Origin of the sequence: Schaalia turicensis, from assembly GCF_019380255.1 — a bacterium.
Taxonomy (GTDB): Bacteria; Actinomycetota; Actinomycetes; order Actinomycetales; family Actinomycetaceae; genus Pauljensenia; species Pauljensenia turicensis_A.
Genome location: NZ_CP048928.1, coordinates 576,815 through 589,784, shown reverse-complemented (window position 1 = coordinate 589,784; position 12,970 = coordinate 576,815). Strand labels below are relative to the sequence as shown.

The 12,970-nt window shown below is 56.6% G+C and carries 13 protein-coding genes; 5 read left to right on the top strand and 8 right to left on the bottom strand.

Annotated features, from left to right (window positions below; genetic code table 11):
• The first annotated feature begins 72 nt into the window (after positions 1 to 72).
• From G5S47_RS02505 to G5S47_RS02485, 5 genes are all read left to right on the top strand, one after another.
• Entirely contained in the window at positions 73 to 1,140 is a 1,068-nt protein-coding gene (locus G5S47_RS02505; RefSeq protein ID WP_219585756.1) for a metal ABC transporter substrate-binding protein, read from the top strand.
• Positions 1,137 to 1,961, top strand: coding sequence for a metal ABC transporter ATP-binding protein (locus tag G5S47_RS02500; RefSeq protein WP_219585755.1), 825 nt, complete (start codon positions 1,137 to 1,139; stop codon positions 1,959 to 1,961). The genes G5S47_RS02505 and G5S47_RS02500 overlap by 4 nt, the downstream gene beginning before the upstream one ends.
• Positions 1,958 to 2,920 carry a metal ABC transporter permease gene (locus tag G5S47_RS02495; RefSeq protein WP_257878490.1) on the top strand — a complete coding sequence of 321 codons (963 nt, stop codon included), beginning with the start codon at positions 1,958 to 1,960 and terminating at the stop codon, positions 2,918 to 2,920. Before G5S47_RS02500 ends, G5S47_RS02495 begins: the two co-directional genes overlap by 4 nt.
• A 117-nt stretch (positions 2,921 to 3,037) precedes the next feature.
• Positions 3,038 to 3,475, top strand: a complete 438-nt coding sequence (locus G5S47_RS02490) for a Fur family transcriptional regulator (protein ID WP_219585754.1) — start codon at positions 3,038 to 3,040, stop codon at positions 3,473 to 3,475.
• Positions 3,472 to 3,981 carry a VTT domain-containing protein gene (locus G5S47_RS02485; protein WP_219585753.1) on the top strand — a complete coding sequence of 170 codons (510 nt, stop codon included), beginning with the start codon at positions 3,472 to 3,474 and terminating at the stop codon, positions 3,979 to 3,981. Before G5S47_RS02490 ends, G5S47_RS02485 begins: the two co-directional genes overlap by 4 nt.
• A 7-nt stretch (positions 3,982 to 3,988) precedes the next feature.
• Here G5S47_RS02485 and G5S47_RS02480 read toward each other — a convergent pair whose 3' ends face one another.
• The 8 genes from G5S47_RS02480 to G5S47_RS02445 all read right to left on the bottom strand — a co-directional run bounded on the left by G5S47_RS02480 (position 3,989) and on the right by G5S47_RS02445 (position 12,895).
• A complete protein-coding gene (locus G5S47_RS02480) occupies positions 3,989 to 4,819 on the bottom strand; it encodes an isoprenyl transferase (RefSeq protein ID WP_103633533.1) in 831 nt (276 codons plus the stop codon).
• Positions 4,819 to 5,553, bottom strand: coding sequence for a DNA repair protein RecO (gene recO / locus G5S47_RS02475; RefSeq protein WP_040318689.1), 735 nt, complete (start codon positions 5,551 to 5,553; stop codon positions 4,819 to 4,821). The genes G5S47_RS02480 and recO overlap by 1 nt, the downstream gene beginning before the upstream one ends.
• A gap of 164 nt (positions 5,554 to 5,717) precedes the next feature.
• Entirely contained in the window at positions 5,718 to 7,472 is a 1,755-nt protein-coding gene (gene leuA, locus G5S47_RS02470; protein WP_219585752.1) for a 2-isopropylmalate synthase, read from the bottom strand.
• A gap of 474 nt (positions 7,473 to 7,946) precedes the next feature.
• Entirely contained in the window at positions 7,947 to 8,912 is a 966-nt protein-coding gene (locus G5S47_RS02465; RefSeq protein ID WP_219585751.1) for an amino acid kinase family protein, read from the bottom strand.
• Positions 8,913 to 10,112: a GTPase Era gene (era, locus tag G5S47_RS02460; protein ID WP_219585750.1), complete on the bottom strand. Its 1,200-nt coding sequence runs from the start codon at positions 10,110 to 10,112 to the stop codon at positions 8,913 to 8,915.
• Positions 10,112 to 11,431, bottom strand: a complete 1,320-nt coding sequence (locus G5S47_RS02455; protein WP_219585749.1) for a hemolysin family protein — start codon at positions 11,429 to 11,431, stop codon at positions 10,112 to 10,114. The genes era and G5S47_RS02455 overlap by 1 nt, the downstream gene beginning before the upstream one ends.
• Positions 11,428 to 11,877 (bottom strand): rRNA maturation RNase YbeY, encoded by a 450-nt coding sequence (gene ybeY / locus G5S47_RS02450; protein WP_006681751.1) that lies wholly within the window; start codon positions 11,875 to 11,877, stop codon positions 11,428 to 11,430. The genes G5S47_RS02455 and ybeY overlap by 4 nt, the downstream gene beginning before the upstream one ends.
• The gene (locus G5S47_RS02445; protein ID WP_083856973.1) at positions 11,870 to 12,895 is read right to left on the bottom strand and encodes a PhoH family protein; all 1,026 of its coding nucleotides are present in this window, start codon (positions 12,893 to 12,895) and stop codon (positions 11,870 to 11,872) included. The genes ybeY and G5S47_RS02445 overlap by 8 nt, the downstream gene beginning before the upstream one ends.
• Positions 12,896 to 12,970: the final 75 nt, after the last annotated feature.

Here is a 12,970-nt window from a genome sequence, read left to right as displayed (position 1 = left end):
ACAGGCTCAGTGTGACGCACACCCCCCTTCCCACTATTGGCAATGATTACCATTAAGGGTGAAACTTGAAACATGAAGCTGTCTCGTTCTGTTGTTATCGCTAGCGCGCTCGCTGGCTCTTTCGCTTTGGCCGCATGCTCGGGCACGACGACCACCCAGTCGGCGTCAGATACCTCCGCATCTGGTTCATCATCACCTCTGAATGTGATGGCGTCCTTCTACCCACTGAAGTATCTGACCGAAGAAATCGGTGGCGACCTTATTAAGGTCACCTCGTTAACCCCCGACGGTGCCGAACCGCACGATCTTGAGCTTTCTCCCGCCACCGTCGACCAGCTTGGCAAGGCCGATGCTGTCGTTTATCTGGGGGGCTTCCAGTCCGCAGTGGACGAAGCTGTTGAGCACAACGGCCCGGAAACGGTTATCGACGTCGCTAAGGCTGTTCAGCTTGTTGATGTTGCAGAAGACGGCAATCACCCGGCTGAAGCGGAAGAAGAAGGCGACGCTACCGAGTCTGATTCGCACGATCATGAAGCAGATCATGACGACGCCCATCACATGGCCTCGAGCGAAACCGCTGAGTCCGGTGAAGAAGCTGAGCACCATCACCACCACCACGACATGACGACTGACCCTCACTTCTGGCTGGATCCGGAACGCATGGGCCAGGCAGCAACGGCTATCGGTCAGGCTCTGGCCAAGGCTGATCCTAAGAATGCTCAGACCTACACATCCAATGCTGCGACACTCACCAAGAACATGAAAGATCTGTCGACCGAACTCGTTGACGCAACAGCAACCTGCAAGCACCAGACCTTCGTCACTGCTCACACCGCATTCGGCTACCTTGCAGACCGCACCGGCCTGACCCAGGTGGGCATCTCGGGTCTGGATCCCGAATCCTCGCCCTCGCCGGCGCGCCTGGAAGAAATCTCCAAGCTCGTGAAGTCGGAAGGTATCACGACGATCTTCACTGAAGCTCTCATCGACCCAAAGGTTGAGCAGACTCTTGCTGACGATCTTGGAATCCAGACCGCGGTTCTCGATCCGATCGAAAGCCAGGTTGATTCATCCAAGGACTACGCAGCGGTCATGCGTGACAACATCACAGCTCTTCAGACGGCTCTGTCCTGCAAGTGAGCAACACTAAAAACTCGGAAGCGGATGTCCCTGGGGTGGGGATATCCGCTCCCGTCATTTCACTGGATAATGTCCACGTTGCGTGGGATTCTCACCTCGTTCTCCACGGGATCGAGTTCGATGTTCACCCCGGGCAAACTGTTGCCCTGACGGGTGCGAATGGATCAGGAAAGTCCACGACTCTCCACGCCATTCTTGGTACCGCTCCGATTACCCGCGGATCGATTCACCTCTTCGGTGTTGATAACACTCAGCGTCGCGCGGTCAACTGGGATCGAATCGGCTATGTCCCTCAGCGCATCAGCGTTGGTGGCGCAGTCACGTCCAGTGCTCTGGAAGTTGTGAAGTCAGGTCTTCTTGGCTCAAAGAAGTGGTGGAGCCTTCCCGGAAATACAAAGAAGGCAATGGCTGCACTGAAGAGAGTCGGGTTGGCACACCGCGCCAAAGACTCGATGTCGATTCTTTCGGGTGGACAGCAACAGCGAGTCCTCATCGCTCGAGCACTCGTCCGCAATCCCGATTTGCTGATCATGGACGAACCCATGGCCGGCATCGACCGGACATCTCGAGAACGCCTCGCACGAATCGTTAGCGAAGCAAAAGCTGAGGGAACAACGATTCTTGTCGTACTCCACGAGCTCGGCGAACTCGGTCCGCTTCTCGATAGGGAACTCCACATCGGTGGCGGACACGTCACCTACGACGGGCCACCTCACATCAGTGACGACCATGAACAGCATTCCGATGGTGGCGGCCATCATCACGGGCATCCACATCCGCAGGCCGGGCCAGGCCTCGTCGACGATATTTGGCAGGCATGATGATCACGACAATTATCGACGGACTCACTTCACTGCTGACCTCGTCCCTCATGCAACGCTCACTTCTTGCCGCTCTCATCGTCGGCTTGTCAGCACCCGTTGTCGGCACCTACTTAGTGCATCGCCGACTTGCAATGCTCGGTGACGGAATCGGGCATATTTCGCTGACCGGCGTAGCGCTCGGCTGGCTTGCCGGCACAATGGCGAACGCGAACCCACAAGATTCGTGGGCGATCCCAGGGGCGATGATTATTTCGCTTGTGGGAGCTATCACGATCGAATTAGTCCGCCAGTCTGGGCGCACGTCTGCTGACGTGGCGCTCGCGATGCTGTTCTATGGTGGCATTGCCGGCGGTGTCCTTCTTATCGGTCTTGCCGGTGGCACTTCAGCCCAGCTGAATTCTTACCTCTTCGGCTCGATTGCAACCGTGACATGGACTGATATCACGCTGATTTCAGTCCTCGGAATCCTCATCTTGGCAGTGGGAGTCGGTATTGCACCAGCTCTTTTCTCAGTGACGAACGATGAAGATTTCGCGCGTTCAACCGGACTACCCACGAAGACACTGTCGATGATTATTGCCATCCTGTCTGCCTTGACCGTAGCTGTTGCGATGCGCGTTGTGGGATCGCTACTGGTGTCCGCACTCATGATCATTCCCGTTGCCATCTCACAACTGATGGCACAGTCATTTCGATCAACGATGGCATGGGCCATGGTTTTCGGCGCAATCATCTGCATCACGGGACTGTCTTTCACATACTTCATCGATCTGTCCCCGGGCGCATCCATCGTCGTATTCGCGATTGCCCTGTACGCGATCGGATTCATCATCAAGGGACTGGTCGACAGGCGCCAGCGTGCGTCAAAAATGGCGAATGTGCGCGCCCACGTCGCTCACCCCGAACACCAAGACAACCACTCAACACAACAGAATCGCTCCCGTACCCGGCTTTGATCAGACACAGTGCCACTATCACGGTCGGACAGAAACGAACCGAACCGATATGCTCAGGCTGTGCCCCTGAGCCACCCATCCACCCGATTGACTCGACGCAAAACTGGAGGTCCGAAAATGCAACGCATGACCAAGCAACGTCAGGCGGTTTTTGCCGAGCTGACTCGGGTACCTGATTTCCGTAGCGCCCAGCAGATTTTCGAAGACCTGCACAAGCAGGGACTCAAGGTCGGTCTTGCGACCGTCTACAGGAACCTGCAGGCTCTTGCCGACGAGCACGATGTGGACGTGTTGCGTAGCGCCGATGGAGAATCCTTGTTCCGCGTATGCCATTCATCAACGCACCACCATCATTTGGTCTGTCGCACCTGCGGGCATACTGAAGAGATCGAACTGGATATGACCGAGAAGTGGATTCGCGATAATGCGTCCGCGCACGGTTTTACGGCTGTCGAGCATTCCGTTGAGTTGTTTGGCCTATGCCAGACGTGTTCGGCTGGCATGGCAGATGATGAGGGCCCTGCGGGCGCTCAGTCGTCTAAGGATGCTCAGTGATTCCCTCGTGGGCCGATCACGGCTCGACGCTTTTTATTGCCCTCTTCGTGATCGTTTTTTGCCGAGCCCAGGGAACCTATTGGTTGGGTCGAGGTGCCGCGCGTGGCGCGTTGGCTGGCGCCGGAAAAGATGGTGTGCGGGGTTCGATTGCCCGCTGGTTTAACGGCCCTACGCCGAAGCGCGGTGCGAAGCTGTTGGACAAATGGGGGTTGATCATCATTCCCCTGTGTTTCCTGACCGTTGGTATCCAAACTGCGGTAAACGCCGGTGCCGGCTTAGTCTCCATGAAGTGGCGCACGTACACACTAGCGATGATTCCTGGTTGCATCGCATGGGCAATCCTGTACGGCATGGGGCTGCTGGCTATTTGGATGGCATTGCTTGGCACAGTTGCTGGCTCCTGGTGGGGTCGCACGGGAGGCCTTGCCATCGCCGCTGTTGCCATTGGAGTCATTGCATGGCGCAAGCGCACCTCCAGCGAGCCTGCTACCGTCCGCGTCGACTGACTCGTTTTTACGAGGCCGACCCCACCTGATCGATCGCTCCCCCGAATCGGCGGTCACGCCCTGCGTATTCGAGCAGACAGTCCCACAGCACTTCACGATCGAACGCAGGCCACGGCGTATCAATGAACATCATTTCCGAGTACGCCATCTGCCAGAGCAGGTAGTTGGAGATGCGCTTCTCCCCCGACGTGCGAATCATCAGGTCAACGTCAGGAACATCGGGCAGATACAGGTGATGGGCAAATGACTTTTCTGTCACGCCATCTGGGCGGAGCTTCCCCGCTGCGACCTGCCTAGCGATATCTCGCGCAGCATCAGCGATCTCTGCACGACCGCCATAGTTCACGCACATGATGAGGTCCAGTGTGGAGTTATCTTTCGTGGCTTCGTCTGCCTTCGACAGGGCCTTCACGACGGACTTCCATAGGCGGGGTTCACGCCCACTCCAGCGCACGTGGACTCCCCAGTCATTCAGTTGATCGGTACGGCGAGCAAGAACGTCGGTCGCGTAATTCATGATGAAACGGACCTCTGCTGGGCTCCGCTTCCAGTTTTCCGTGGAGAACGTGTACACCGACAGGTAGCGGACTCCCGCATCAATGGCACCCGCGATCGTATCCATCAGCGCATATTCACCGGCGCGGTGTCCTTCGGTGCGCGCGAGGCCTCGTGAATTCGCCCAACGGCCGTTACCATCCATGATCAGCGCAACGTGCGCGGGCACTTCCCCAGTAGTAAATTCGGGAACAGGCTGATGCCACTGACCCGGCCCGGTCAGAGGCGCGCTGGGATCACCGCCGGCTCGATCCATCGGTGTCAGATTCGCTTCAGGTGCCATCAACTGTTCCTTTCAAGGACCCGCAATGAACGAATGCGATGTTCAACGTGCCATTGAGCATAGGCGTTGACAAGCCCGTATGCCTCAATGCGAGCGAAATCCGGCGAGTTATCGGCTCGGCCCCACTCTCCGGACAGCAGGTCCCCCATCAATTCCATTGCTTCGAAAGAGGGAGCTGACGCTCCGACGGGTCGGCAGTTTTCGCAGACGGCACCGCCTTCCTGAATGGAGAAAGCAGCGTGTGGCCCCTGGGCTCCGCACACGGCACAATCGAAGAACGAAGGTGCCCAGCCGGCTATCGCAAGCGCGCGGAGAATATACGATGCGAGCACCAGATTGGGGTCGTGACGCACGTGTGCAAGAGCGTAGAGAGCACCGATCAGCAGAAGATGTTGGGAGCGCACTCCATCATCAGAATCAGCAGTCAGTTTCTCTGCGATCTCGATCATGACACATGCGCGGGCATACAGCTCAAAATCTTTCGATAACGCGTCACCGTACTGGGTAATGACTTCAGCTTGGGTAATGATGTCGAGGTTCCTCCCGCGATGGAGTTGCACGTCAATCACGCCGAATGGTTCAAGACGTGCGCCCATCTTCGACGTTGTTCTGCGTATGCCCTTACCGACTGCGCGAACCAGACCGTTATTCGCGGTGAGCAGTGTGATGATCCTGTCGGCCTCCCCCAGTTTGTGTGTGCGAAGCACGATCGCTTCGTCTCGATACGTTCTCATCACGGTGAAATTGTCCCACTTCGGTGCATTAATGGCGCGTTATGCAATGCGGGGACGAGGCGACTGTCGAGTCCCTGGCTGAAATTGCAGAGAGAAAACGGCGACTGGAAAATGGCCGGGGCGGGAACGAAGTGGTCGTACCCGCCCCGTTTCTCCCCTGTATGTCAGCGCAAAGCCCTGTTCACCGCAGAAATAACTGCTTTATAGGTTGCGCGCGTAATCGACGAATCGATACCGACACCCCAGAGGATTTGGCCGTTGACGGCGGCTTCAACATAGGACGCTGCCTTCGCGTCACCGCCCTGGCTCATCGCATGTTCGGAGTAGTCGAGGACGCGGACATCCACGTCAAACTGGCCGAGTGCCTTGACGAATGCTTCGATCGGACCGCCGGCGTGTGCCTTGACCTCGACGGGCTCACCCTGATCCTTCAGTATCACCTTCAGATCAACCTGCTCGTCGGCGTTAGTCGTCACGTGAGAAGTTCCGAGTTCGAAGCGACCCCAGGCGGTGAGGTTCTTCGCTGCCGAGTTCGGCAGGTATTCATCGGCGAAGATCTGCCAGAGGGTATCGCCGTCGATCTCGCCACCGTAGGAGTCCGTGTGTCGCTGAACGATGCGAGAGAACTCGATCTGCAGACGACGTGGCAGTTCCAGATTGTGAGTGGTCGACATGAGGTAGGCGACGCCACCCTTGCCGGACTGCGAGTTCACGCGGACAACGGCCTCGTAGGAACGACCCACATCGTGCGGGTCGATCGGCAAGTAGGGCAACTCCCACACCACTGCATTTTCGTCACCGCCAGCTTCTCCAACTTTCTTCTTGCGGGCGACGAAGCCCTTCTTAATCGCATCCTGGTGCGATCCGGAGAAAGAAGTGTAGACAAGGTCACCCACGTAAGGCGCACGCGGTGACGTTTCCATCGACGTGCAGTATTCGACGGTCTGACGGATCTCATCGATATTCGTCAGATCAACACCCGGGTCAATGCCTTGGCTGAACAGGTTGAGCCCCAGGGTCAACAGGTCAACGTTACCGGTGCGTTCACCCTGGCCGAGCAAGCAACCTTCCACGCGGTCTGCACCGGCGAGCAATGCCAATTCAGCCGCAGCAACGCCGGTTCCACGGTCGTTGTGCGGGTGCACGCTGATCGCAATGTTGTCGCGACGGCTGAGGTTGCGTGCCATGTATTCGATCTGGTCGGCATAAACGTTCGGCGTTGCACGTTCAACGGTTGCTGGCAGGTTCAAGATGATTTCGCGGTCGTCTTCGGGCTGCCAAATATCCATGACGGATTCGCAGATTTCGAGAGCAAAGTCGAGTTCGGTATCCACGAAGATTTCGGGCGAGTATTCGAAGCCGAAGATCGTTTCATCGCCCAGACGCTTTTCTGCCTGCGCCACCACTTCGCGTGCACCAAAGACAGCCAAGTCGATCGTTTGCGCCTTGTCATTGCCGAAGACGAGCTCGCGGAACAGTGGCGACGTCGCATTGTACAGGTGGACGGTCGCGCGCGGGAAACCGACGAGGGCATCAAGGGTGCGCTCGATGATTTCAGGGCGAGACTGGGTCAGAACCGAAATCGTCACATCGTCCGGCACGGCATCTTCGTCAATCAGGGATCGCACGAAATCAAAGTCAGTCTGCGATGCTGCGGGGAAACCGATTTCGATCTCCTTGTATCCGCGACTGACCAACAGGTCGAACATCTTGCGCTTACGAACCGGGTCCATCGGCTCAATCAGTGCCTGGTTACCGTCGCGCAGGTCCGTCGACATCCAGCGAGGTGCGTGAGTAATCCGATTCGAGGGCCACCTGCGGTCGTCCAGAACAACGGGGTTCGTGTCGAGGAACGGCTTGTACTTCACAATCGGCATGTGCGAGCCAGCAGGAGTGGGGACGTTTCCAGTCGTCTTCATTGTGTTTCTTTCTTCGCTATCCTGATTCGCCCGGTTATCGGTGGGCGTCGGGTCGAAACACGTTGAGCCGTGGCGAGGTTTCGACCCTTTCAGGCCTCGTCACGGCAAAGAAGCAGGAGCATCCATTCTCGGCTCATGCCTCGTAGCGTATGACAGACGGGGGTAAACGTACGCGTCCGCTTCGTTATGTGGACGTTTTCGCCTTTCAGATCACCAACCCAATCACGAGGCCGGCCACCGCAATCAAGGGGAACGTGCCCTGGTTGTAGGCGTAGAACGCGTACTTTCGCGTTTCTTCAGCGCTATCGCCGAAGAATGAACGCGCGGGGGCGACCCTTCCCAGGCAAAGGCTTCCACATAGAAGATGAAACAGTGCAGAAGAGTGTAAAGATCGTCGTAGCAAGACCAATAATCGTCAAAGATGTTATGGCTCTATTGTCCCGAGCATCGTAGCAACGCGCGTTTAACCATTGGTCACACCGAGGTGATGGTTGTTCCCACTTCACCGCTCAGAGCTCTATCAGCATCCGCCAACGCGCAAATGACACCACGGCGAACCGTACCAGCCGGGGCCTTCGATACGAAGTCAACGATTGCTTCAACTTTGGGGCGCATAGAACCTTCAGCAAGTTCCCCCGACTCAATCAGAGCACGCCCTTCATCCAAAGAAATGTGGTGAAGCCAGTGTTGCATTGGTGTTCCCCACCCCGCGGCAACCGCCGGAACTGCAGTCAGGATAACCAGAGCAGAGGCTCCCAACTCATCAGCCATGAGAGCTGCGCTTCGGTCCTTGTCGATAACCGCGTCCACGGCTTTCATTCCATAGTCGGTGCGAATAATTGGGATACCGCCACCGCCTGAAGCGATGACGATGAAGCCGGCGTTTGTCAGAGCTTGAACCGCCTCAATTTCAACGATCCGATGTGGCAATGGAGAGGCAACATACTTCCTAAATCCACGCCCAGCATCCTCGCGGTACACGGATCCGGGCTCTTCCTTCATCCGCTGTTCTGCCATTTCCCGAGTCAGAAACTGACCGATCGGTTTGGTCGGGTCAGCAAATGCTGGATCATTGGGATCGACTTCCACACGAGTCAGAAGACCGACTACTTTGCCGGAATATCCGCGCCTCGCCCCAGCCTCGTCGATTGAACGCACCAGGTGCTCGCCGATGTAGCCTTGGCTCATCGCAACCATCTCTGGAAGATCAACGTCGGGCACACCGGGGTCAGCTGCAACGCCCAGTGAAAACGCGCGCGTGATCTGACCAACCTGGGGTCCATTCCCGTGAGCGATCACAAGAGGGCCCGCATCAGCCAAACTCACCAAGACTGGCGCAGCCTGACGCAACAGGTGCAACTGATCGTCGGGTGTCTGCCCTAGAGCATTACCTCCTAGAGCAACAACCGTCGCGGAACTAGAAGAGTAATCGCTCTTCATCTAGAACCCGAGACGTCCCAACATTTTCGGATCTGACTGCCAGTCTTTCGCCGTTCGCACATGCAGATCCAAATACACACGCGCTTTCAGCAAGTCCTCGATCAAAGGACGCGACTTTGAGCCAATCTCTTTCAGGCGCGATCCCTTCTTACCAATGATGATGGCCTTCTGAGAATCGCGTTCAACATAAACGTTGACGTGCACGTTCATGAGCGGTGGACGAGTATCACCCTGCCGTCGAGGCCTGGCAACGATCTCTTCAACCTGAACTGCAAGCGAGTGCGGAAGCTCATCACGGACCCCTTCAAGTGCAGCTTCGCGAATGAACTCCGCAATCAGTGTGTCACGCGATTCATCGGTCACATCCCCATCCGGGTAGAGCGGTGGGGAGAGCGGAACCGTCTTCGTCAGCACATCAAGCAACTGGTCAATGCCATTTCCGTCAAAAGCACTGACGGGAACGATCGCCGCGAAATCACCCATCTTGTCAATCGACAGCAGGTGTTTCATCAGGCGCTCTCGACTCACCAGATCGCACTTCGTCGCAACAGCAATAATCGGACGACGAACGTCCTTCAATTCGCGGGCAATGAACTTGTCGCCAGGACCAATACGCTGGTCAGCAGGCAAACAGAAGACGACGACATCAACTTCCGCGAGCGCCTCGCGAACCATGTCATTCAGGCGCTTACCCAAAAGCGTTCGCGGACGGTGATATCCGGGGGTATCAACTAAAACCAGCTGGCTCTTTTCACCGTGGACGATGCCACGAATATTGTGACGCGTCGTTTCAGGACGACCCGATGTGATCGCAATCTTCTGGCCGACAAGCGCGTTTGTCAGAGTTGATTTACCTACGTTCGGACGACCCACGATAGAGACAAATCCCGCACGGAAGTCCTCTGGAAAGTCTGGGATCATCAGGCCGGTGCCCACGTTCGTTTCGTCGCGCAGGGCTTTCATTCCCTCAACGACAGCGAACACATCTTCGGGGTCAATGTCACTTGCGTCGTCGAGATCGACGTCATCGAAGGCCTGGCTGTCCGCGTCATCAACGTCATCGAACTCAGTGGTGTGCGCGACCTCGTCCCCCAATGCGCGTAGTTCGCCAGCATCAATATCACTGTCATCGACACACACTTCATCGCTTTCGAACGCGTTCGGGCCTGCCATCAGCTCGTCATCACTGGGGAAATGCATTATGCGTCCTCACTGGTTTCTTCGGTCGATTCATCGCTCGCCACGAGTAGCGAACACACAATCGTACCAACTTGGCGACGGCGTCCTCGTGCTTCTTCGGCGAGCATGTGGATGCCTAATGCGTCACCCTGCGCCCCGGGAAGAGGGACGCGCCCCAATGCCTTTGCAAGCAAACCACCGACAGAGTCCACGTCGTCATCTTCAAGTTCAAGGTCGAAAAGCTCGCCGAGCTCGGTGATTGGATAGCGTGCAGGTACACGCCACGATCCGTCGTCACGTTGTTCGGGCTCAATAATTCCCTTGTCATGTTCGTCGGTGAGGTCACCGACGACTTCTTCAATGAGGTCCTCAAGGGTCACCAGCCCCGCTACTCCACCGTATTCATCGATGACGATCGCCATATGGAAGTGGTCTGCTTGCATCAGACGAAGCAGATCGTCTGCGGGCTTCATTTCGACGGTGAACTCGACCGGGCGCATCATCTGCTCTGCCACCTGGTCCATGTCCGCCCCGTAGTTCTGCAAGCGGGCAACAACATCCTTGAAGTAGAGGATGCCACGAATGTCATCGACATCGTCACCTTCAACAGGAATGCGTGAAAAGCCCGAGCGGACAAACAGGCGCAAGGCTTTATGAGCGGGAAGATCCGCCGGGGCGGTCACCATTTCAGTTCTGGGAACCATCACTTCGCGGACAAGCGTATGCCCCAGGTCCAGAACGGACCGCAACATTGCGCGATCCTCGTCTTCAAGTCCTTCGGTTTCACCCACCTGGTCGACCATTTCACGCAGGTCATTTGCCATTTCGGCGCGTGCTTCGGCTTCCGTCAGGCCAGATGCGGGAAGACGCCCACGGATGGCTTCAACAAGAGGGTCGAGGAATCTTGTCAAAGTAACAAGGGAAGAGACCAACGGTGCTCCCGACAGAGCAATCTTCTCTGGACTGCGCTGTCCCCAACGGGAGGGAGCAAGCGAAATGAAGACGAAATGGACGAAGGTGATCGCTAGTAAAGCAACGAGAGCTGTCGCCCACCACGCCAACGACATCGCAGAAAACGCAAGCGTCAATGAGACGGCAACAATCACTTGGAAAAACGTGCGAAAACCACGCAAAACAAGCGTCGCCCGCCTGCGATGGTTCAGCAGAGCCAACAGTGCGGAAGCATTCTGGCGTTCTTCTTCAACCAGATCCGTTGCACGCGCAATCGACATACGAGAAAACGCAACCTCGATCGACTGAAGCATCGCAGCTAAGAAAAGCCCGACAACCGCAATGATGATCAGAGCAGGAAGAGGAAGTGAGGTGGCAGAAGAGGTCATCGAGTTGCCAGGAAAGTCAGCAGTAGCTTGCGTTGCAGGTCAAACATGACTTTCTTTTCATCTTCTTCTGCATGATCGTAGCCGAGCAGATGCAACATGCCGTGGGTGGCCAGCATCAGCATTTCTTCAACCATCGCGTGACCGGCTTCAAGTGCCTGTTTCTGGGCGACCTGCGGGCAAATGCAGATATCACCAAGCGTTCCCGACGGAGTCGGGTTGTCGGCACTTCCCGGGCGGAGCTCGTCCATCGGGAAGCTCATCACGTCGGTCGGTCCAGGAAGATCAAGCCAGCGCAAATGCAGGTCTTCCATCGGCTCTGGATTGATGAACAGAATGTTCAGTTCAACGTCGGTGGCAACGTGCATCTGCGTCAGCACGTGGTCAGCAAGAGCTGCGAATTCGCTCCCGTCAATGACGAAATCAGTTTCGTTGATGACTTCAGTCATCGGTTCCTCCCCGGTAGTGACCAGTGCGTGATCGATCAGATGACAGCCTGCCCGTCCGAACTGCGCGTGAGCGCGAAACATTCGTACGTGTTCGCCCAGATATGGAGCGTTGAGCGCTCAGGCGGTCTTCCCAACGCTCGTAGGCGTCTATGATTACTCCGACCAGCTGATGACGCACTACGTCTGCGCTGGTCAGGTAGCAGAATTCAATTCCGTCGATGTCACTCAGGATCTTCGAGATGACCGCAAGACCGGATTGACCAGCACCCGGTAAATCCACCTGAGACGCGTCGCCAGTAACAACAATCTGAGAGTTGAATCCGAGCCTCGTCAAAAACATTTTCATCTGGTTCGGCGTCGTATTCTGCGCCTCATCCAAGATGATGAAGGAGTCGTTCAGCGTGCGACCGCGCATGTACGCCAGAGGGGCGACTTCGATTGTGCCCGCAGCCATGAGTTTCGGCAGAACCTCGGGATCGAGCATGTCTTTCAGCGCATCGTAGAGCGGACGCAGATACGGGTCGATCTTGTCGGTCAGGGAACCGGGCAGGAAACCGAGGTTCTCCCCCGCTTCCACCGCAGGACGTGTCAGCACAATGCGCTTGACCTGCCCGGAAAGCAGACGTTGCACGCCGGCTGCCATCGCAAGATAGGTTTTACCCGTACCCGCCGGGCCGAGTCCGAAGACTATCGTCGACCGATCAATCGCATCAACATAGGCCTTCTGACCAGCAGACTTCGGGCGGATAGAACGACCACGGACGGAAAGAATTTCGTCGGAAACAGCGGGCGTTGCGAATGTTCGGGTCAGCAGTGAGATGGCGTGCTCGACTGCCTGCGCATCCAGTGGCTGCCCCTTCTTCGCCAAAGAAATCAGTTCTTCGATCAAGTCGCCGGCAACACCAAGATCCGCAGAAAAGCCGGTGAGCGAAATATCGCGGCCGATGACGTGGAAGTTCACGCGCGGGAAACCGTGTTCCAGAGCGCGCAACACCTGATCTGATGTACCAAGCAGCATCAGAGGATCAAGGTCAGCAGGGATTGAAATGTGACGGGTTGATGCGACAATTCGCGCAACGTCAGGGTCTGTCAC